Origin of the sequence: Agrobacterium tumefaciens (assembly GCF_013318015.2) — a bacterium.
Taxonomy (GTDB): domain Bacteria; phylum Pseudomonadota; class Alphaproteobacteria; order Rhizobiales; family Rhizobiaceae; genus Agrobacterium; species Agrobacterium tumefaciens.
The window spans coordinates 297677-318748 of sequence record NZ_CP115842.1 but is presented as its reverse complement, the minus strand read 5'-3'; the positions used below and the strand labels follow the sequence as shown (position 1 = coordinate 318748).

At 59.5% G+C, this 21072-nt stretch carries 20 protein-coding genes; 15 read left to right on the top strand and 5 right to left on the bottom strand.

Going from position 1 to position 21072, the window contains the following annotated elements; genetic code table 11:
* Position 1: 1 nt before the first annotated feature.
* From G6L97_RS15070 to G6L97_RS15035, 8 genes are all read left to right on the top strand, one after another.
* Positions 2-1012 (top strand): D-altritol 5-dehydrogenase, encoded by a 1011-nt coding sequence (locus G6L97_RS15070; protein ID WP_174003211.1) that lies wholly within the window; start codon positions 2-4, stop codon positions 1010-1012.
* 116 nt (positions 1013-1128) lie between these two features.
* Complete coding sequence (locus tag G6L97_RS15065; RefSeq protein ID WP_019566487.1) at positions 1129-2142, top strand: LacI family DNA-binding transcriptional regulator; 1014 nt, start codon at positions 1129-1131, stop codon at positions 2140-2142.
* Positions 2143-2404: 262 nt separating this feature from the next.
* Positions 2405-3763: an NAD(P)H-dependent oxidoreductase gene (locus G6L97_RS15060; protein WP_035199360.1), complete on the top strand. Its 1359-nt coding sequence runs from the start codon at positions 2405-2407 to the stop codon at positions 3761-3763.
* A gap of 17 nt (positions 3764-3780) precedes the next feature.
* Entirely contained in the window at positions 3781-4083 is a 303-nt protein-coding gene (locus tag G6L97_RS15055; RefSeq protein ID WP_003517960.1) for a putative quinol monooxygenase, read from the top strand.
* Between the two features lie 12 nt (positions 4084-4095).
* The gene (locus G6L97_RS15050; RefSeq protein WP_111800388.1) at positions 4096-4998 is read left to right on the top strand and encodes an NAD(P)-dependent oxidoreductase; all 903 of its coding nucleotides are present in this window, start codon (positions 4096-4098) and stop codon (positions 4996-4998) included.
* A gap of 21 nt (positions 4999-5019) precedes the next feature.
* The gene (locus tag G6L97_RS15045; protein ID WP_127966332.1) at positions 5020-6015 is read left to right on the top strand and encodes a DctP family TRAP transporter solute-binding subunit; all 996 of its coding nucleotides are present in this window, start codon (positions 5020-5022) and stop codon (positions 6013-6015) included.
* 141 nt (positions 6016-6156) lie between these two features.
* Complete coding sequence (locus G6L97_RS15040; protein ID WP_003517954.1) at positions 6157-6708, top strand: TRAP transporter small permease; 552 nt, start codon at positions 6157-6159, stop codon at positions 6706-6708.
* A 3-nt stretch (positions 6709-6711) separates the two neighbouring features.
* Entirely contained in the window at positions 6712-7992 is a 1281-nt protein-coding gene (locus tag G6L97_RS15035; RefSeq protein ID WP_003517952.1) for a TRAP transporter large permease, read from the top strand.
* 24 nt (positions 7993-8016) lie between these two features.
* On the opposite strand, the gene G6L97_RS15030 is transcribed toward G6L97_RS15035, so the two are convergent.
* Positions 8017-8913, bottom strand: coding sequence for a LysR substrate-binding domain-containing protein (locus G6L97_RS15030; protein WP_003517949.1), 897 nt, complete (start codon positions 8911-8913; stop codon positions 8017-8019).
* 88 nt (positions 8914-9001) lie between these two features.
* Positions 9002-10198, bottom strand: coding sequence for an MFS transporter (locus tag G6L97_RS15025; RefSeq protein WP_003517947.1), 1197 nt, complete (start codon positions 10196-10198; stop codon positions 9002-9004).
* Positions 10199-10321: 123 nt separating this feature from the next.
* Here G6L97_RS15025 and G6L97_RS15020 point away from each other — a divergent pair, with 123 nt between their 5' ends.
* Complete coding sequence (locus G6L97_RS15020) at positions 10322-11176, top strand: AraC family transcriptional regulator (RefSeq protein ID WP_013761429.1); 855 nt, start codon at positions 10322-10324, stop codon at positions 11174-11176.
* Here the strand turns inward: G6L97_RS15020 and G6L97_RS15015 are convergent.
* Positions 11173-12063: a helix-turn-helix domain-containing protein gene (locus G6L97_RS15015; RefSeq protein ID WP_080801135.1), complete on the bottom strand. Its 891-nt coding sequence runs from the start codon at positions 12061-12063 to the stop codon at positions 11173-11175. The genes G6L97_RS15020 and G6L97_RS15015 overlap by 4 nt on opposite strands.
* A 93-nt stretch (positions 12064-12156) precedes the next feature.
* Between G6L97_RS15015 and G6L97_RS15010 the strand changes: the two genes are divergently transcribed.
* From G6L97_RS15010 to G6L97_RS14985, 6 genes are all read left to right on the top strand, one after another.
* The gene (locus G6L97_RS15010) at positions 12157-13428 is read left to right on the top strand and encodes an ABC transporter substrate-binding protein (RefSeq protein WP_035199351.1); all 1272 of its coding nucleotides are present in this window, start codon (positions 12157-12159) and stop codon (positions 13426-13428) included.
* 78 nt (positions 13429-13506) lie between these two features.
* Positions 13507-14367 (top strand): carbohydrate ABC transporter permease, encoded by an 861-nt coding sequence (locus tag G6L97_RS15005; RefSeq protein WP_065688896.1) that lies wholly within the window; start codon positions 13507-13509, stop codon positions 14365-14367.
* Positions 14364-15200 carry a carbohydrate ABC transporter permease gene (locus G6L97_RS15000; RefSeq protein WP_111803012.1) on the top strand — a complete coding sequence of 279 codons (837 nt, stop codon included), beginning with the start codon at positions 14364-14366 and terminating at the stop codon, positions 15198-15200. Before G6L97_RS15005 ends, G6L97_RS15000 begins: the two co-directional genes overlap by 4 nt.
* Positions 15201-15213: 13 nt before the next feature.
* Positions 15214-16299, top strand: a complete 1086-nt coding sequence (locus G6L97_RS14995) for an ABC transporter ATP-binding protein (RefSeq protein WP_112154405.1) — start codon at positions 15214-15216, stop codon at positions 16297-16299.
* A gap of 37 nt (positions 16300-16336) precedes the next feature.
* The gene (locus G6L97_RS14990) at positions 16337-18340 is read left to right on the top strand and encodes an aldo/keto reductase (RefSeq protein WP_112154406.1); all 2004 of its coding nucleotides are present in this window, start codon (positions 16337-16339) and stop codon (positions 18338-18340) included.
* A 352-nt stretch (positions 18341-18692) separates the two neighbouring features.
* The gene (locus tag G6L97_RS14985; RefSeq protein WP_111800392.1) at positions 18693-19925 is read left to right on the top strand and encodes a M24 family metallopeptidase; all 1233 of its coding nucleotides are present in this window, start codon (positions 18693-18695) and stop codon (positions 19923-19925) included.
* A gap of 12 nt (positions 19926-19937) precedes the next feature.
* On the opposite strand, the gene G6L97_RS14980 is transcribed toward G6L97_RS14985, so the two are convergent.
* Positions 19938-20255: a cupin domain-containing protein gene (locus G6L97_RS14980; RefSeq protein WP_003517929.1), complete on the bottom strand. Its 318-nt coding sequence runs from the start codon at positions 20253-20255 to the stop codon at positions 19938-19940.
* 41 nt (positions 20256-20296) lie between these two features.
* Positions 20297-21034 carry a FadR/GntR family transcriptional regulator gene (locus G6L97_RS14975; RefSeq protein WP_003517927.1) on the bottom strand — a complete coding sequence of 246 codons (738 nt, stop codon included), beginning with the start codon at positions 21032-21034 and terminating at the stop codon, positions 20297-20299.
* Positions 21035-21072: the final 38 nt, after the last annotated feature.

The window sequence follows — 21072 nt, the reverse complement described above, 5'->3', positions numbered from 1 at the left end:
CATGCGTGCGATTCAATTCGTCGAGAAGGGACGAGCCGTCCTTACGGACGTGCCCGTCGCCGATCTACCACCGGGGCATGCCCTTGTCCGGGTCAAGGCTTCGGGGCTGTGCCATACCGATATCGACGTGCTGCATGCGCGCTACGGTGACGGTGCCTTTCCCGTCATTCCCGGCCATGAATATGCCGGTGAAGTCGCGGCGGTGGCGGCAGATGTCACAGGCATCAAGGTCGGCAACAGGGTTGTCGTCAATCCCAATCTGCCCTGCGGCACCTGCCCCAGTTGCAGGAAAGGGCTTACCAACCTTTGCAGCACGCTGAAGGCCTATGGTGTTTCCCACAATGGCGGTTTTGCGGAATTCAGCGTGGTGCGCGCCGACCAACTGCATGGCATAGGTTCCATGCCATATCACGTGGCAGCACTTGCCGAACCGCTCGCCTGCGTCGTCAACGGCATGCAGAGCGCGGGTATTGGCGAGATTGGGTCGGTGCCGGGCAATGCGCTTGTTTTTGGCGCCGGCCCCATCGGCCTGCTGCTCGCCCTGTCGCTGAAATCACGAGGCATTGCGACGGTGACGATTGCGGACATCAACGAAAGCAGGCTGGACTTCGCTGAAAGTCTTGGACTTCAGACGGCGGTTTCCGGGTCTGAGGCGCTGCTGCGCCAACAGAAGGCGTTCGATTTCGTGGCGGATGCGACCGGCATCGCAGCTGTTGCGGAAGCAATGATCCCGCTGGTCGCGGATGGCGGCACGGCGCTGTTTTTCGGTGTCTGCGCGCCGGATGCCCGTATCTCGGTTGCGCCTTTCGAAATCTTCCGGCGGCAGCTGAAGCTTGTCGGCTCACATTCGCTGAACCGCAACATACCGCAGGCGCTTGCCATTCTGGAAACGGATGGCGATGTCATGGCCCGGCTGGTGTCGCACCGGCTGCCGCTTTCGGATATGCTGCCGTTCTTTATGAAAAAGCCGTCCGATCCGGCCACGATGAAAGTGCAATTTGCAGCCGAATGATCGTTTGGGCGTTGATAACCGTATTCGACCGGCTTTTCGTGCGAAGGCCGGTCGATATAGAGTACCACATGTAATATTTCATGGGGGCAAGCACTTTGGCCAAATCTATCAGGACGATGGAAGAGTTCTCGGAATTCGTCGGCCTTTCCCGCCCGACTGTTTCGAAATACTTCAATGATCCGGCCTCGGTCCGCAAGAAGACGCGGGATGCCATCGAGGATGCGCTGAAGAAATCGGGCTTCCGACCGAATATCTTCGCCGTCAACCTCAACCGCCGCCGCTCCAATATCATCGGCATCATTATTCCCAACTCAACCGACCCGTTCTACATGGCGCTGACGAGCCGTATCGAACTCATCGCCAACGAGGCGGGGTTCCTTGCCTTCGTGCTGTCGTCCGACGGCAAGGCGGAAATCGAGGATCGGGCCATCCGCACCTTCAAGTCGATGAATGTCGCGGGCGCCATCATCGCTCCGCTCGGCGTCAAGTCCCATCGCGCCACGCTAGAGCAGCTGGCGGCCAGCATACCGATCGTTTATGTCGATTCTCCACTCGACGAGACCTCGGCCTTCGTCGGCACCGACAACCGCCAGAGCGTCGGGCTGATGGTGGATTATCTCTGCCGTTCGGGCGAGCCGCCCTGTTTCTTCGACATGCCGCAGGTCAATACCAACGCCGCAACGCGCCGCACGGCCTATGAGGAGGCGATGCAGCGTCTTGGTTTCGAGCCGCATGTCATCGGTGTTCCCGGCACCGTAACCTGGGATTTCGAGCGTTTCGCCTTTGATGAAGCGACCCGGTTGCTGGATGGAGCAGGGCATTTGCCCTCGCGCACTATTTTATGCGCCAATGACCGTATCGCCTTCGGGGTCATCGCCGCCGCCTTCCAGAAGGGCATCAGGGTCGGCCATGGCACGGATTACGATCTCAGGGTCGCCGGCCATGACGATCATCCGCTTTCGCGTTATGCCTGCCCGCCGATTACTACGGTGGCGCAGAATTACAACGAGATCGGCAGGCTATCGATCGAACTTCTTCTGCAGAAGTTGAACGAAGAGGCGGATGACACGACACGGATGCGCGAGCGCATTCTCCTCAGTGCCGATCTGATGCTGCGCAAATCAGCTTGATAGTTTGTTAGAAAAATTAAAAGAAAAATCTGTTTTTCTAAATAGAACTAATATTTGAACGCTCCTACTCTGTTCCCAGGGTTGCTTTGGGAGGCGACCGCGGGAGCCGGCGCAAGTGTGTGCCGGGATCCGGGAGGAACGCAGAAACGTCATGTCTTCGGTGCCGCGAGGGTTAACCCTTCGTAGCCTCGGTATCGCATGGCCTTCGCCGGGCTGACTGGGCACTCTCGCCAGCAATTTCCCCAGCGAAGGATGTCAAAACATGAATCTCTATTCTCTTCTGTCGCAGCGCGCAGCCGGTGGCAAGCCCGTCAGGGTGGGTCTCATCGGTGCCGGCAAGTTCGGTTCCATGGTTCTGGCGCAGGCGCAGCGCATCGCCGGTTTCCACATGGTCGCCGTCGCTGATCTCAATGTCGGCAAGGCGCGGGAATCGTTTGACCGCGTCGGCTGGCCGAAGGAGCGTTATGACGCGACGAGCTGCGCCGATGCGCTGAAGAGCGGCAAGACCTATGTGACTGACGATGTGAACGAACTGTTCGCCTGCGGCGAGATTGAATGCGTGATCGAGGCGACCGGCCATCCGCTGGCTGGCGCGCGCCATGCGCTCGGAGCCATCGACCACAACAAACATGTCGTCATGGTCAATGTGGAGGCCGATGTGATGGTCGGGCCGATCCTGGCCGAAAAAGCGAGGGCCAAGGGTCTTATCTACTCCATGGCTTACGGTGACCAACCGGCCCTGATCTGCGAATTGGTCGATTGGGCACGCGCCACCGGCTTCGAGGTCGTTTCCGCCGGCAAGGGGATGAATTTCGAGCCGCGTTACCGGTATTCGACGCCTGATACGGTCTGGAGCTACTTCGGCTGGACTGACGAGGAAGTGGCCAAGGGCGACTTCAATCCGAAAATGTACAATTCATTTACCGACGGCACCAAGGCGGCCATCGAAATGGCGGCGGTCGCAAACGGCACGGGGCTGGATTGCCCGGATGACGGTCTGGCCTTCCCGCCCGCCGGCCTGCACGATCTCGCCCGCGTCTTTCGCCCCGCTGCCGATGGCGGCCGCATGTCGCGCTCCGGTCTCGTGGATATTGCCGCAAGCCAGGAGCCGGATGGTCGCGAGGTGTTTAATAACATCCGTTACGGCGTTTTCGTCACCTTCAAGGCGCATAACGAATATGCCCGCGCCTGCTTCAAGCAATATGGACTGCTGACCGATCCTTCGGGCTGGTACGCCTCCATGTGGCGTCCGTTCCATATCATCGGTCTGGAAACCTCGATCAGTGTGCTGTCCGCGGTGCTGCGCAACGAGGCCACCGGTTGCTCGAAGGAGTTCCGCGGCGATGCGGTTGCGACGGCCAAGAAGGACATGCAGCCCGGCGAAATGCTTGACGGCGAGGGCGGTTACGCGGTCTGGGCCAATGCCATCCCTGCCACCCGCAGCCTCGACATCAAGGCGCTGCCGATCGGCCTTGCCCATAATGTCAAGCTGAAGCGCGCCATCAGGAAGGACCAGATCGTCAGCTTCGACGATGTGGAACTGGTGAGCGACCTGGATGTGGTGAAGCTTCGCCAGGACATGGAAAACCAGTTCCGTCCGCAAAAAGACGCTGCGGCGTGATGGACGGAGAACGGGACATGCCGAATGGAGCTTTCGTGGTAATCGCGGAATTCCGGGTCAAGCCTGACGCGATGGATGCCTTTCTTAACGCAGCGCAAGATGATGCCACCCATTCGGTTCAGGATGAACCGGGTTGCCGCCAATTCGATGTGGTGCGGCCGGAATCCGGAAACAACGTGGTGTTCTATGAGGTCTATGACAGCCGCGAAGCTTTCGACGACCATCTGAAAACACCCCATCTCGACCGGTTTCGCGAGGCGTTTCCCGCCCTCATCGAAGAAGAGTTGCCGGTGCGTTTCCTCAACCGGCAATGGCTTTGAAGGGTGGAAAAAATGCAGGACATCCGCGAAATCGCTGTCATCGGAACGGGCATCATGGGTGCACCCATGGCGGCGCGTCTGGCGGAGGCCGGTTTTTCCGTCAAGGCCTGGAACCGCAGTGCTGAAAAAGCTGCGGTTCTGGCGGTAAAGGGCGTGCAGCCGACGGCCACGGCTGCCGAAGCTGTAGCCGAAGCCGATGTCGTGCTCTGTATGCTGAGTTCCGGGCCGGTCTGCGACGAGGTTCTGCTCGGCGCCTCGGGTGTCGTTTCCACCATGAAGCCTGGTGCATTTCTGCTGGTGATGAGTTCCATTCCCGTCGACAGCGCACGGGAACAGGCGGAGGCGGCAAAGGCTCATGGCGTCGCTTATGTCGACGCACCGGTTTCCGGGGGCGAAAAAGGGGCGACTGAGGGAACGCTCGCCATCATGGCCGGCGGTGAGCAGCGGGATGTGGACGCATTGCGGCCACTCCTCAATTGCCTCGGCCGCGTCACCCATGTCGGTCCGGTGGGTTGCGGTTCATTGGCCAAGCTGGCCAACCAGCTGATCGTCGCCTCGACGATCTGCGCCGTAGCGGAAGCTTTGACGCTGGTTGAAGCGGGGGGAGCCGACCCGGCGCAGGTGCGCCAGGCTTTGCTTGGCGGTTTTGCCGAGTCCACCGTCTTCCGCCAGCACGGCAAACGCATGGTGGAAAGCGATTTCCGCCCCGGCGGGCCGGCGAAATATCAGCTGAAGGATACGTCCACGGCGCTTGCTTTCGCCAAGAGCCGTGGCCTGAAATTACCGGTCGGCGAGGAGGTTGACCGGCTGTTCCGCTCCATGGTCGAGCATGGTGCGGGCGAACTTGATCACAGCGGTGTGATCCTTGAAGTTAAACGCATGAATGCGTTCGGAGGAACGCTCGAAACTGTTTAGAGACAACAAAGGGAGGAACACATGAAAATTTCAAAACTTTACGGGCTGGCTCTCGCCGCCACCATGCTGGTTGCATCGATCGCGCAGGCGGAAACGCTCACGCTTTCGACGCCGGACTCCGATACGTCGGAAATCACGCTCGCGGCCAACAAGTTCGCCGAGATTGTTTCGAAAAAGACTGACGGCAAACTCAAGATCAAGGTGTTTCCGAACGGCACGCTTTATGGCGGCGATCCTTCGGCGGGCGTCAAGCAGCTGGCCGGCGGTTCGCTCGACATGCTCTTGAACTCGACATCGCTTTACGCAACGTTCAATCCGAAATTCACGGCCATCGCCATTCCCTATCAGTTCCGCGATATCGACCAGCTGCGCGTCTATCTCGACAGCGATCTTGGCAAGGAGCTTTCCGGCGATCTGAGCAAGATCGGCATTCTCGGGCTCGATCTCTGGTCGCGGCCACTGCGCCAGATCACCAACTCCAAGGCGCCGATCAAATCGCCTGCCGATCTCAAGGGCATGAAGCTGCGTGTGCCGAACAATCCGCTCTGGGTCGAATTCTTCGGCGCCATGGGTGCTGCCCCGACGCCGATGGCCTTTGCGGAAGTCTATAACGCGCTCCAGCTGAAAGTCGTCGACGGGCAGGAAAATCCGGTCAACGTGCCTGTCAGCGCCAAGCTTTATGAAGTGCAGAAATACCTGACGATCAGCAACCACATCGCTGACGCCTGGGTGCTGGGCATGAACCCGGCCCGTTTCGAAGGCCTCGACGAGGGCTTCAAGACGGCGTTGAGGGACGCGGCCACGGAAACCGAGCTGTGGAAAGCCGAGAACGATGCTGCCGATATCGACAAGTCGCTCGCAACGCTGAAGAAGAACGGCATGGAGGTCAACACGCTGACCGATGAAGAGCGCAAGGCTTTCGTGGCTGTCGCGACTGGTCTTTCGGCAAAATTCTCCGCCCTCGTGAAAGATCAGGCGTTTTTCGACAAGACGCAGGCTTTCCTCAAGACGAACTGACGCCGCCAGTGAAAGGAGGGTCGGGCTTGCACCGATTAGCAACCCGGCCGCTCCCATCGTCAGCAAGGGTTGCCTTGCCGCAGCGGCAGGGTGGCATTCGTTTTACCGGATATCCGGTTTCAGCAGTGGAAGGGTATTGTCATGCGCGATACGAAACCGTCGGTGCTCGGCACCATCGTCAAGGTCATCGCTGATGTCGCCGCCGGGGCGGCCTGTTTCGGTATTCTTGTCGTCGTTCTTCTCCAGGTCATTGGCCGCCTCATCGGCAGCCCGCTCCCCTGGACCGAGGAGGCGACACGCTTTCTCTTCATCTGGATGGTGTTCCTTGGCCTTGCCGCCGGTTTCCGCACTGTTGAAAGCGCGCGGGTCGTGGTGTTTCTGGTGCTGTTCCACCGCCTGTTCAGGCGGTTGGCGGTGCCGATCTATGTCGGTTCTTCGGTGTTTTTCTTCGGCATGATGGGCTGGACGGGCTTCACCCTGGTGCGCCAGCAGATCATGATGAACGAGACCGCCGCGACCTTGCCCATCCCGATGTGGACCATCGGCATGGTTCTGCCTGTCTCGGCCGTTATCGCCGTGCTGGCCATCATCGAATCGCTGCGCAGCAGGCGGGACCTGATCGCGCTCCCCGAGATCGGTATCCCCGCGGACGAGATCGCCCACGCCGATATCTCTATTTCAGCAGGACACTGAGCTATGTCGGTCTTTCTTCTCATCGCTTTTTTCGGTCTCAGCATGCTGGGTGTGCCGCTCGCCATCGCTTTGGCGCTCGCCAGTGTCGGCACGCTGTGGCTCTTCACCTCCATGCCCATGGACCTTCTGTCGCAGACGATGTTCTCGTCGATGAACTCTTTCCTTCTCGTCGCCGTGCCACTCTTTATTCTGGTCGGTACGGTGATGGAGCGCGGGCGTGTGGCAGAGCGCATCTTCGATTTCGCCGAGGCGATGGTCGGCTGGCTTCCCGGTGGGCTTGGCCACGTCAACGTCATTTCGTCGGTCATCTTTTCCGGCGTCTCCGGCTCCTCAGTCGCCGATATCGCCTCTGTGGGCGCAATCGAAATCAAGGCCATGGAGCGACACGGATTTCCAAAGGGTTATGCCGTCGGCATGACGCTCTGCACCTCCACGCTCTCTTCCATCATCCCGCCGTCGATCCTGATCGTGATTGCCGGTTCCATCGCCAATGTGTCGATCGGCACGCTGCTCATTGCGGGTCTGGTGCCTGGCCTCTTCATCGCCTTCGCTTTTCTTGTCTTTAACCACTTCTATTCGGTGCATTACGGCTACAATCCGCCGACGCCCTTCAATTTCCGTCTGGTTATCGTCACCGGCCTTCGCGCCATCCTGCCGATGCTCACGCCGCTGATCCTCATCATCGGTATCGCCAGCGGCCTGTTCACGCCGACGGAAGCCGCGGCCATCGCGGTTGTTTATGTGGCCGTATTGGGTGTGCTGGTCTATCGCACGCTGCCGGTTCGCGAATTGCCGGAAATACTGATATCCACGGCGCGCATTTCCGGCACCATCCTGTTCATCGCCGCCACCTCGCAGCTTGCCGCCTGGGTCTTCACCTTCGACGGCCTGCCGGAACAGGTGGCCGAGCTTTTGAAGGCGATGAACCTTGGGCCGATGTCGGGCATGCTGGTGATCTTCGTGTTTCTGCTGATCATCGGCATCTTCATGGAGGCTATCCCTGCCATGTTCATCCTCATTCCGGTGCTGATGCCGCCGGTGGAGGCGCTGGGCATCGATCCGATCCACTTCCTGATCGTGACTGTCATGACGCTGACACTTGGCCTTGTGACGCCGCCGGTCGGGGTCTGCCTGTTCGCGGCAGCACAGGTGGCGAACATGAAGATCGAAGACGTCATTCGTGGTTCGCTGGCGCCGATGACGGTGCTGACGCTCGCCATATTCGCACTCGTGCTTTTCCCGGTGCTGACGCTCGGGCCGATACGGTTGATGGGTCTTTATTGAGACTGAAACAGGAAGCCTGAAGCATCAGACAACGCGACGGGCACGCCACTCGTCGCGTTGTTTTCGCATCCACTCCAGAAACAGCGTCACTTTTCTCTGACGCAGGTGGGAATGCGGGCAAACGATCCATTGCGTGACGAGCTTGATGCGGGGCGCATCGGCCACGGCCGGGATCAGCATTCCGCGTTGCAGTTCCCGCTCCATCATCAACGTGCTTTCCAGCGCCACGCCGATGCCCAGAACGGCGGCGTCGATGGCCATGTGGCTGCGATCGAACAGAACGCGACGCCAGCGCTTTTCAGCCGTCACGCCGGAAAGCGGGAACCAGTGGTTCCATTGCGCCTGCGCCTTGACCGAGTGGATAAGCCGCTGGTTCTGCAAATCTTCGGGCAGGAATGTACCGGCACCGGGCATATCCGGTGAACAGACCGGCAGGAACTCCTCTTCCACGAGCCCTTCCACAAACAGGCCCGGCCAGCGGCCATCGCCATGGCGCAGCTCTATGTCGACAAGCTCCTGCGAAAAATCGGTCGGCTCGTTGGTGCCGTCGAGGCGCACTTCCAGTTCGGGATGCTCCTCCAGAAAGGAGCCGAGACGCGGCAGCAGCCATTTGTTGGAAATGGTCGGGGTTGCCCTGATTGTCAGCGTGGTCACCGAGCGGAAGCCGCGAATACTGTCGGTGGCATCGGTGATCTGCTCGATCTGTGCAGTGATCATCGAGAAGTACCGCTCGCCCGCCTCCGTCAGCGTCACCTTGCGGCCGGTCCGCGCCATCAGCGTCGTGCCAAGCTGGCCTTCAAGCAACTGGATCTGCTGGGAAACGGCTGAAGGCGTAACGCTCAGCTCTTCCGCCGCCCGCGAAATGCTGCCCGCCCTTGCCGCAGCATGAAAGACGAGGATCGATTTTATCGGTATCTGCATGTGGCTGGTCTTCGCTCAACGAATTACGGCAGTCACCGTGATTATCACAGGTGACTGCCGTGACGAAACGCTTGAGAGCGTAGGGTCTTTACCGGTGGCTCGGCAACTTTGGCAAAAGCACCGTCAACAGGCCGAGCAGCGGCAGGTAGGAGCAGATGCGATAGACGAACTCGATGCCTTCCTTATCCGCATAGATCCCGAGAACCGCGGCCCCGATGCCACCGAAGCCAAAGGCGAAACCGAAGAACATGCCGGCGATGAGACCAACGCGCCCGGGTACCAGTTCCTGCGCGAACACGACGATTGCCGAGAAGGCGGAGGAGAAGACGAAGCCGATGACGACGACGAGAACGGTCGTCCAGAACAGGTTCGCATAGGGCAGCATCAGCGCGAAGGGAATGACGCCGAGGATCGAAAACCAGATGACGACGCGCGAGCCGAAGCGGTCGCCGATCGGGCCACCGAAGAAAACGCCCGCCGCAGAAGCGCCAAGGAAGAGGAACAGCAGAACCTGCGCATCCTGCACGCCCAGCCCGAACTTCTCGATGGTGTAGAACGTGAAATAGCTGGAAAGGCTGGCGAGATAGGCGTTCTTGGTGGCGGTCAAAACCACCAGCACGGCAAGCGTCATCATCACGGTGCCGCGTGCCAGCGGAAGTGCGCGGCTGGCCGGAGCCTTGCCGACATTCGCGCGGCGGTGGCGGGTATACCAGACGCCGACCCAGGACAAGACGGCAAAGCCCATCAGCGCGATCAGTGAGAACCAGCTGAGGCTGGCTTGACCGAACGGGATGACGATGAAGGCGGCCAGCAGCGGGCCGATGGCCGTGCCTGTATTGCCACCAACCTGGAAGAAGGACTGTGCCAGACCGTGGCGACCACCGGATGCCAGACGGGCAACGCGGGACGCCTCCGGATGGAAGATCGCTGAGCCGACACCGATCAGGCAGGCGCCGATTACGAGCACCTCGAAGCTGTGAGCGAATGCGAGCGTGATGAGGCCGGCACAGGTCGAGAGCATGGCGACTGGCAGGGAGAAAGGCATGGGCCAGCGATCGGTCACCATGCCGACGACAGGCTGCAACAGCGATGCCGTGACCTGAAAGGCGAAGGTGAGCAGCCCGATCTGCATGAAGTCGAGCGCATAATTGGCCTTCAGCAGCGGATAAAGCGACGTCAGTAGCGATTGCATGATGTCGTTGAGCATGTGGCAGAAGCTGGCTGCTGCAATAATTGAAAACGCCGTGCGTTGCGGGCTGAACCCGGTGCTGGTGACGGTGGCCATGATGTATCCTCTCCAGATTCCCCGCGAGAGACGGGAAACGTGTCTTTATTTCTTCCCGCTTTTATTCATATTGTTTCTGGCCTGCTTTCGTGTTCTGGACGAGTTTCTTTGTGAATGGGCCAAATGGCAAAAATCAAATCGCTAAAACCCGCCCGTCTGGCGGATGACGACCATGAGCGCAGCCTGAAATTGATCGATGGCACCAACGAGCCGGTGTTGGCGCTTCACCGTGCCTATCCGACAGGACACCGTACCCCGGTCCACAGCCATGGTCGGGTGCAGATATGGTGCGCACGCCAGGGCGTCGTGCTGGTCAGCACCGCCGCCGGGCGCTGGATGATACCGCCCGGTCACGGGCTTATCATTCCAGCCGGGCTGAAACATGAGGCTGAGATCATCTCAACGGTGGAGATGCATTCGATCTACGTTCACCCCGATCTGTTTCAAGCCGGGGCCCCAAGGGTGGTGGAAATTACCGCCCTTGCCTCCAGCCTGATTTCGGAATTGCTGGGCGAGGAGTTGCAACCTGCCGCTTTTCACCGGCAGGGACTGGTGCGGGCGCTTCTGCTTGATGAGGTAAACCGTCTGCCGGAACGCCCGCTGGGATTACCCTTTCCCGATAATCAGCGTCTTGCCGGTCTTTGCCGCGAGTTCCTGAAAAAGCCTGTGGCCAGAGTGGAAATCGATGACTGGGCCGCCGCCATGGGCATGAGCCGGCGCTCCTTTACGCGGTTATTTCGTAAAGAGTTGGGGGTGAGTTTTGTCACCTGGCGTCAGCAGGCCTGCATTTTTGCGTCTTTGCCGAGGCTTGCCGCGGGCGAGGCGGTGACCAATGTGGCGCTGGATGCCGGTTATGAAAATATTCCGGCTTTTACCACCATGTTTCGGCGAATGCTCGGCAATTCGCCCCGCGCCTATCGCAAGGCGGCAGGCCAGCGCAGTGCCGGCTACTCCGATTTTGAAGAGGCGGAAAATTAAGCCGCCGTCGCGCGCATATCGCGGCGGAAATCGGAAGGCGACATGCCGGCGATCTGACGAAACGCCTTGTTGAAGGCGCTGACGGAGCCGAAGCCGCTTTCCATGGCAATCTGCAAAATATTGTCCTTGCCGTTCATCAGCATCGCCTGGGCGCGGGAAAGCCTGAGCAAGGTCAGATATTTGATCAGCGTCATCCCGGTGGATTTGCGAAACAGGTTCATCGCATATTTCGGATGAAGCGAGGCGGCGCGGGCAATTTCGGTCGCGTCGATGTCGTCTAGAAAATTGGCGGCAATGAAATCACACATGCGCACCACGCCGATTGAGGGCGCCATGCTCTCGTCGTTCTCTTCCCGTTTGCCGCTGACGGCGGAGGATATGACGGTATAGGGCTCGAGGAACATGCGCTCCACCCGCAGCAGCAATTCCTCCACCGCGTGCTGCGCCTTGGCCGGATCACCCGAAGTGACGTAACGGAACCAGCGGCCGAAATTTTCCTCGTCGGCCCGGTCCGTGTGCGCACTCACCATCGTTGCGCCGCCCATCAGCAGGCTGGAAACCGCAGCCGGCAGCCGCATGCGGAAAAAATGGACGAGCGGCAGATGCGCGCCCGCATAAATCGAATCATCGGAGGAACGGTCCATCTGGTGCGGCTGGCCGCCCCAGAAAATGCACATCTGGCCGGCATCGAGCGAAAGGTCGTGGTCGCCCATCCGGTAATGTACGGATCCCGACATCACATAGTTCACCTCCACCTGCGCATGCCAGTGCGGCCTGAGCATGATGGGCGGGTGGTTGTAAAAAAGCTGGAGCGTGGTCGGCATGCCTTCGATGCTGCTTGCACCCGGCTGGTAGAAGGCTCTTTCCGCAATCTTACTTTCCGCCAAATCGATGTTCCCTTTGTACGAGACAGATTTCCTGCCGCCGGTAATGTGCCCATGTTCGCTAAAGAACGGCAATTGAAAAAAGGGAGGTTTTCAATGTGCTTTAAATTTCTTGGCGCGTCGACGGCTCTGGTGCTCCTTGCAGCGCCGGTAATGGCGCAATCCGAGACCTTAACCATCTGGAGCTGGAATGTCGCCGCATCGGCGCTTAAATCCACTGTCGAAGGGTTCAACAAGCAAAATCCTGACATCAAGATTGTTGTTGAAGACCTTGGAAACGATCAAGTTTTCGACAAGACGCTGGCGGCTTGCGCAGCGGGTGGCGACGGCCTCCCGGATATTGTAACGGTCGAAAATTTCGAGGCGGAACTGTTCTGGAGCCGGTTCCCGGATTGTTTCACGGATTTGACTGCACTTGGCTATACGCCTGAAAAACAGGCGCTTTTTCCTGACTTTAAGCGCACGGAACTGGAGGTCGATGGCGTAGCTTATGCGGTGCCTTGGGATTCGGGTCCGGTGGCCGTTTTTTACCGGCGCGATTTCTACGAAAAGGCTGCTGTCGATCCGGCCACCATCAAAAGCTGGGATGATTTCATCGCGGCTGGCAAGAAGGTCATGGCCGCCAATCCCGGCACCGTGATGGCGCAGGCCGACTTCAACGGCGACAGCGAGTGGTTCCGCATGATCGCCAACGAGCAGGGATGCGGTTACTTTTCGACCGACGGCCAGAACATCACCATCAACAAACCTGCCTGTGTCGCGACGCTTGAAAAGATCAAGCAGATGAAGGATGCCGGCATCATCACGGCTGCGATCTGGGATGAGAAGATTCAGGCCAATACTGCCGGCAAGGCCGCGAGCCAGATGTATGGCGCCTGGTATGAAGGCACGGTTCGCTCCGGCTCTCCCGGTCTTTCGGGCAAGTGGGGTGTCTATATGATGCCGAGCCTTACGCCTGACGGTCCGCATGCAGCCAATCTCGGTGGCTCTTCGCTGGCGATAAGTTCGGCGTCCAAGCACAAGGAAGCCGCCTGGAAGTACATCGACTACGCGCTGACCACCAATGAGGGGCAGGTGACGATGCTGAAGTCCTTCGGCCTCGTTCCCTCGCTTCTCTCCGCCATCGATGATCCTTTCGTCAAGGAAAAGCAGCCCTATTGGGGTGGGCAGGCGGTCTGGACCGATATTCTGGCGACCCTGCCGAAAATCGTGCCCAGCCGTGGCACCGCGTTCCAGTCGGATGCAGATGCGATCTACAAGGCGACGCAGACCAAATATTTCGCGGGTGGTTATCCCGATGCGAAAGCAGCTCTCGACGATGCCGCAAAGCAGATCGAAACGGCCACGGGGCTGCCGGTCGCGGAATGAAGCTCTCGGATGGCCGGCCTTGCGGTTTAGCAGGACCGGCCTCTCCAAGCTTTCCAACCATCGCATCTGGAGGTCGTCATGCCGTCAAGGAACAGGATCGCTTATGCGTTCCTTGCGCCCTATCTTCTGATTTTCGCGACGTTCTGGGTCTGGCCGATCGTCAGCTCGTTCATGCTGTCGTTTCAGAACACCCGCATCAATCCCTGGCGGTTTGCGCCCTCCATGAACTGGGGGAGGCTGGTCTCCGATCCGGCGTTTTATAATGCGCTCTACAATACGCTGATCATTCTGGTCATTCAGGTGCCTGTCATGATCGCGCTTGCGACCGTCATGGCGGTACTTCTGAACTCGCCACTGTTGAAGGTACGCCCGCTTTACCGTTTTGCCTTCTTCGCACCCGTCGTCGTCGGAGAAGTCGCTTATGCGGCAGTTTTCCGGCTGATGTTCAGTGCCGATTTCGGCATCATCAACAAGCTCATCACTTCCGTTGGCCTTTCGCCCATCTCGTGGTTCGACAATGCCAATGCGGCCATGGCGCTGGTCATCATCGCCGTCACATGGCGCTGGGCGGGGTATAACGCCATCATCATTCTGGCCGGCCTGCAATCCATCCCCAGCGATGTCTATGAGGCGGCGACACTGGACAAGGTGAACAAGCGGCAGCAGTTCTTCCACATCACACTGCCGCTGTTGAAACCCATCATCCTTTTCTGCGTGGTCCTGTCCGTCATCGGCACCATGCAGCTTTTTGCCGAGCCTTTCCTCATCACCAACAGGGGTGGGCCGGGCGGCGGTACGGAAACGCTGGGGTTGTTCCTTTACCGGCAGGGCTTCACTTCGCTCAATTTCGGCTACGCCTCGGCCATCGCGTACACCATGGCGGCGCTCGCCATCGCCATTTCGCTTCTTAATCTCTGGGTCGGGAGGGAGCCGAAATGAGATCGAAATCCAGATCGCTTCTCTGGCAGAAGATCGCGCTGCATGCGACGCTGACGCCGCTTGCCCTCATCTGGCTATTTCCGCTGTGGATGATGTTCGTGTTCTCGACAATGCCTGATTTTGGCATTTTCAGCCCCGACATCGTGCTCGTCCCGTCCACCAATTTCATCGAGAACTTCAAAAACCTTCAGGCGGATACCAACTTCCTGCGGGCGATGTTCATATCGATCACCGTTGCGGTCATCTATACGGCTCTCTCGGTGTTTCTGACCTCCATGGCGGGCTGGGCGCTGGCGCGCTATCGTTTTGCCGGACGCTCGGTGGTGATCGCCATCATTCTCGGCACCATCACCTTGCCTTTTGCAGTTGTCGTCATTCCCCAATTCATCATGGTGGCGCGCGAATTCAAGCTCGCCAACACCTGGGTGGCACTCATCGTGCCGCCACTGTTCAACTCGCTCGGCGTGCTGTTCATGCGGCAATCCTTTTCCATGATGCCAACGGAGCTTTTCGATGCGGCAAGGGTCGAGGGCGTCAAGGAATGGCAGATATTCCTGCGCATTGCCCTGCCATTGGCGCGCCCCACCATGGCGGCGCTGTCGATCATCCTCTTCCTCGCTTCGTGGAATAATTATCTCTGGCCGCTGCTGATCAACTCCCGTCCGGAAATGATGACCGCACCCGTGGCACTTGGCACCCTCATCGGGCTCACCAAAGTGTCATGGGGTGGCATCATGGCCGGTGCAGTTCTGCTCACCGCACCCATTCTCATCGTTTTCGTGGCTTTGCAGCGCCACTTCATCGCCGGCATTTCCGCCGGGGCAGTCAAGTAAGGGGAGAGACCGCATGGCGGAACTTTCGCTCAAGAATGTCGTAAAGCGCTACGGTGCGCTGAAAGTCATCCATGGTGCAAATCTCGATATTGCCGATGGCGAGTTCGTGGTCTTCGTCGGCCCGTCCGGCTGTGGCAAATCAACGCTTCTGCGTATGATCGCGGGGCTGGAGGATATATCGGACGGCGATATCAGTATCGGCGGCAGAACGGTCAACGATGCCGATCCGGCCGATCGAGGCATCGCCATGGTGTTTCAATCCTATGCGCTTTATCCGCACATGACGGTTGCCGAAAACCTGTCCTTTGGCCTCAGGATGAACGGTAATCCCAGGGCCGACACGGAAAAGCGTGTCAGCCGCGCCGCCGAAATCCTGCAGATCAACGAGTTGATGGAACGCCGGCCAAAGCAGCTTTCCGGCGGGCAGCGGCAGCGTGTCGCCATCGGTCGCGCCATCGTGCGCGAACCGCAGGTCTTTCTGTTCGACGAGCCCTTGTCGAACCTCGATGCGGAACTTCGGGTGCAGATGCGGGTGGAAATCTCGCGGCTGCACAAGCAGCTTGGTACCACGATGATCTATGTCACCCACGACCAGACCGAGGCGATGACGCTGGCCGACAAGATCGTGGTTTTGAGGGCGGGCAATATCGAACAGGTTGGTGCCCCGCTCGATCTTTATGACGACCCCGCCAACCGTTTCGTTGCCGGTTTCGTCGGTTCGCCGAAGATGAATTTTCTGGAGGCGACCGTCATCGGTACAGGCGGACAAAGCGTTACGCTGTCGCTCGACAGCGATCCTGCCGTGCGGCTGACCCTGCCGATCAAGGACCGGCTCGATGAGGGAAGCAAGGTCTCGCTCGGTATCCGGCCCGAACATTTTGCTGATGTCGGGCAGGGCGATGCCGATCTCACCGTCCACGTCGATGTCGCCGAGCACCTCGGCAATACCAGCTATGTCTATGCCCGTACGGAAGGCGGTGAGCAACTCGTCATCGAGCGGTCGGAATCGCGAGACGTCGCCAATCGTGACCGGCTGACGGTCGGTCTTTCCGCCCGCAAGGCATTTCTTTTCGACAGTCAGGGCAATCGCCTGCGCTGAACCCTTTCCCAAGCACGCAAGTCAAGACGAGGATTTCATGACGACCGACCAACCGATCCGCTGGGGCATTATCGGCCCGGGCACCATCGCCAAGACCTTTGCGGACGGCATTGCCCATTCCCGCACGGGTAAGCTCGAGGCTATCGCCACCCGCAATCCGGACAAGCCCGGCCTTGCTGACGCCTTTCCCGGCGCGCGCATCATCCATGGTTACGATACGCTGCTTTCCGATCCCCATATTGACGCCGTCTATATCGCCACGCCCCATACCGGCCATGCGGAATGGGCGATCAAGGCGATCCGTGCGGGCAAAAACGTGCTGGTGGAAAAGCCCATCGCGCTTTCCGCCTATGACGCCGACGCCATTTTCCACGAAGCGAAAAAAGCTGATGTCTTTGCGGGCGAGGCCTATATGTACCGCCTGCATCCGCAGACGGCAAAACTGGTGGAGTTGATCAGGAACCGCGCCGTTGGCGATATCCGCATCATCCGCTCCAGTTTCGGTTTCAACATGGGGTCTTTCCGTGCCGATCATCGTCTGTTTTCCAATGAGACGGCAGGCGGCGGCATTCTCGATGTCGGCGGTTATCCCGTATCCATGGTGCGGCTGATTGCCGGTGCAGTCGATGGAAAACCCTTTGCTGAACCCGAAAAGATTGTAGGTGCGGCCCATCTCGGCCAGTCGGGCGTCGATGAATGGGCTTCGGCCGTTCTGAAATTTTCGAACGGTATCGTTGCCGAAGTCTCCTGCTCGATCATGGCAGGCCAGGACAATGTGCTGCGCATCATCGGTTCGGAAGGCCGTATCGAAGTCAAGGATTTCTGGTTCGCCGCCGGCCACAAGGGTGGCACCGGCCGGATCGATATTTTCAGGGGCGACAATGTCGAAACCATCGAATTGCCGGAAGACCGTTGGCTCTATTCCTTCGAAGTCGATGCGGCAGGTGAGGCGATAAGGCAGGGCAAGCAGGAATTCGGCGCGCCCGGCATGGGCTGGGCCGACAGTCTCGGCAATCTACGTGTCATGGACCAGTGGCGTGCCGCCGTTGGCCTGGAATACAGCGTCGAAAAAGCAACCTCTCGCATCACGAATATTGCCGGTGGCAAGGTCGTGGCAGGCAATGCGGTTCCGAAGCGGCACATACCCGGCCTCACCAAACCCGCTTCGGTGGTTGCGCTCGGTTTCGAGTTCTTCCCCAATTTCGCCTCCGCGTCCCTGACGCTCGATGCCTTTTATGAGGCGGGCGGCAATCTGTTCGATACGGCTTATGTCTATGGCGGCGGCAAGACGGAAGCCATATTCGGTGACTGGCACACCAGCCGCAACGTGCCGCGCGAAGAAATCGTGCTGATCGGCAAAGGCGCGCATTCGCCCCTCTGCTATCCGGACATGATCGCCAAGCAGCTCAACCAGTCGCTGGAGCGTCTGAAGACGGATTATGTCGATGTCTATTTCATGCATCGTGACAATCCCGACGTGCCGGTCGGCGAATTTGTCGATGCGATGGATGCCGAAGTCCGGCGTGGTCGCATTCGGGGCATTTTCGGGGGATCGAACTGGACGCGCGAGCGTATGGACGAGGCCACCGCCTATGCGCAAGAGAACGGCAAACAGGCTCCGGGCGCACTTTCCAACAATTTCTCGCTTGCCGAGATGCTCGATCCCATCTGGGCGGGGTGTGTGGCGGCATCGGATGATGAGTGGAAGGCATGGCTCCAATCCCGCCAGATCCCGAATTTCGCCTGGTCGAGCCAGGGGCGTGGCTTCTTCACCGACCGGGCGGGGCGGGACAAGCGAGATGACGAGGAAATCGTCCGCGTCTGGTATTCCGACCGCAACTTCGACCGCCGCGACCGGGCGATCGAGCTTGCCCGGAAACTCGGCCGCCATCCGATCCACATCGCGCTCGCTTATGTCATCGCCCAGCCTTTCCCGGTCATTCCGCTGATCGGGCCGCGCACCATTGCCGAACTGGAGGACAGCCTTTCTTCGCTGGATATCAAGCTGACGGCCGAGCAGGTTAAGTGGCTGGAGGCGTGACGCGACACGAGGCGGCGGGTTTTCCGCGGTCTCCGGATGGATGATAAAGTCGGCTACCTCTCCTGCGTCATGCCGGGCTTGACCCGGCATCCAGCCACGGTGTGTCAGCGCCGTGGCCGGAGCCTTTTGCAATGAAGGAATTGACCGTGCTGGACCCCCGACCTCGTCAGGGTGACGGAATGCGGATGCTGTGGTGGTGCTAAAGCACTGTTTTATAGGAGGACTATCCCCAACCTCCTACCTTATCTTGTTTTCCTGCTTCTTTCTCTCAGCAGCCGCTGATAAATCGGGATCTTGATATTATTGCGCCCGCCTGAAAACACGGCGGGTGAAACAATCTACCGAGGTTCTTATGGGCGATATCGATCGAGGCCGTGCGCAGCAGTTGATGGGTGAGGCGGGCATGGATGCGCTGGTGCTTTTCCAGCCCGAAGCCTTCCGTTATGCGGTTGGAGCAAATGCCGGTGTTGCGACGATGTGGGGCAGGGCGGGGTCGGCGATTGCGCTTGTCCCAGCCGATGCTGCGTCCGGGCTTGCCGCCGTCGTCAGCGATCACGCCGCACCTCTTGTCGAGAAGGCCGCGCCTGATGTCGATCTGCGCCGGCATCGCATCTGGATCGATATGGTCGATATGTCGGGTGTCGAAAACGTCTCGCAGGTAGACGGTGCCTATCGCCGAAACAATTCCGGCGGACAGAGGCCGGAGACATTCGATCGCGCCGCCTGCTTTGTTTTGCTGGCCGACCTTCTGCAGGAACGCGGGCTGTCTGCGGCGCGTATCGGTGCCGATCTCGAATTCATGCCGGCCGCCGATTTTTCGGCTCTTCGTGAGGTGACGCCCGCTGTGACCTGGGTTGATGGCTCGACGGTGCTGAAACGTCTGCGTGCGGTGAAATCCGTGCGCGAGATTGAACTTCTCAGGCGGGCCGCAGCGGCCGCTGAGGCCGGGCTGGTCGAGATGGCGGCGGCCGTGCGGCCGGGCTTGGCGCTCAGCCAGCTTTCCAACGCGTGGAAAGCCGGCGCTCAGTCGCATGCCCTGAAGTCGGGTTTTTCGCTTAGCGGCCATTGGGACTATATATCGGTCGGTCCGGCCCTGTCGGATATGACGGCGGTCGTCGCGCCCGGTGCCCTGATCAAGGCCGATGTTGGCACGCTGGTCGATGGTTATTCGTCGGATGGCGCGCGGACGTTTTCATGGGGTGCGGTCTCTCCGCTCGCGGCCAATATTTTCAAAGCGCTGGAGGCAGCTTTTGCCAGCGGGCTGGAAGCGATTCGTCCCGGCAATACATTCGGTGCGGTGCACGCCGCCATGCTTGCTTCGATGCGCAAAGACGGATTCAGCGAATATTATCGCGGTCATTTCGGCCATTCCGTCGGCGGCGGCGTGGGCATCGAGGAATGGCCGTTTTTTTCCCATGACAATGAGGAGGTCATTCTTCCGGGCATGGTCGTGGCACTTGAAGCGCCGTTTTACGGCGAAGGTCTAGGCGCGCTGATGATCGAGGACCAGTTTCTCGTTACCACAGCAGGGGCAGAGTGCATGAACAGCCTGCCACGCACCCTGCGGGATTTGTCCCGGGCCTGAGGCCGGCCAGGTTCAGAGAAAGTCGTCGCGGCGCGGGGTGAAGCAGTCGATCAGCTCGCCCTCTTCCAGGCAGAGGCAGCCGTGCTCGACATGGCCGGGAATGATGAGGCTGTCGCCTTTCTGCAGGTCGTAGGCTTCGCCATCGCGGTAAAAGCGGAAACTGCCGCTGGCGACATAGGTGGATTGCACATGCGGATGGTTGTGCAGCTTGCCTTCGGCGCCGGTCTTGAAGCGGAACGAAACCACCATCAGCTCCGGCGCTTCGGAAAGCACGGTGCGTTCAACACCATCGTCGGGTGAAACGGTGGGGAATGTCGGAAGCTGCTGCATGTCGTTCTCCTCGGTCATGCGATGTCGTTCAAGCTTGAAATTCAGCGCGGCGCGCGCAGCATGGCGCGGTAACGCGTCTGGCTGCTTTTCAGGTGGTGGCGCATGGCGCTTCTTGCCGCCTCTTCGTCGCCGTCCTGTATCGCAATCAGGATCGCTTCGTGCTCACCGACAAGCCGGTTGAGGTCAGCGGGTGAAAGCACGGTTTCCTTGCCGTTTTCGGCAACGGCGCGGCGCGGAATGAGCGTTGGGCCAAGCACCTGTAGAAACTCGCTGAAGCGCGGATTGTTGGTTGCGTCGGCAACGGCCAGGTGAAAAGCGAAGTCGGCCTCTGCTGTCGGAATGCCCTTGGCGGCACTGGCGCGGAAGGCATCGAAGGCTTCGATGATTTTCTCCTCCTGCGCCGGGGAGCGGCGAACGGCCGCAAGACCGGCGGCATCACCTTCCACGGCGGTGCGCAGTTCGAGCATTTCGATCAGGGACGAGACGCGGGCAAGATCGACATTATGGAACGGCCGTCGCTCGACAGGCGCTGGCTCCAGCACGAAGACGCCCGCACCCTGACGCGGCTCGACCAGCCCGTCGGACCTCAGTGAGGCGATGGCCTCGCGCACCACGGTGCGGCTTACGCCGAATTCCTGCGTCATCTGCGCTTCGGAAGGCAGGCGCTCGCCTGTCTTATAACGGCCCTTGGCGATCTGGCTGCGGAGCTCCTCGGAAACCTTCACCACAAGCGTCTTGGCTTGCGGAGCTGCCGGTTCGGAGGTTATCGCTTTTGTCATTGTCATCGCCGTTCTAAAAAAGGGTGCAGGTTAGCGTC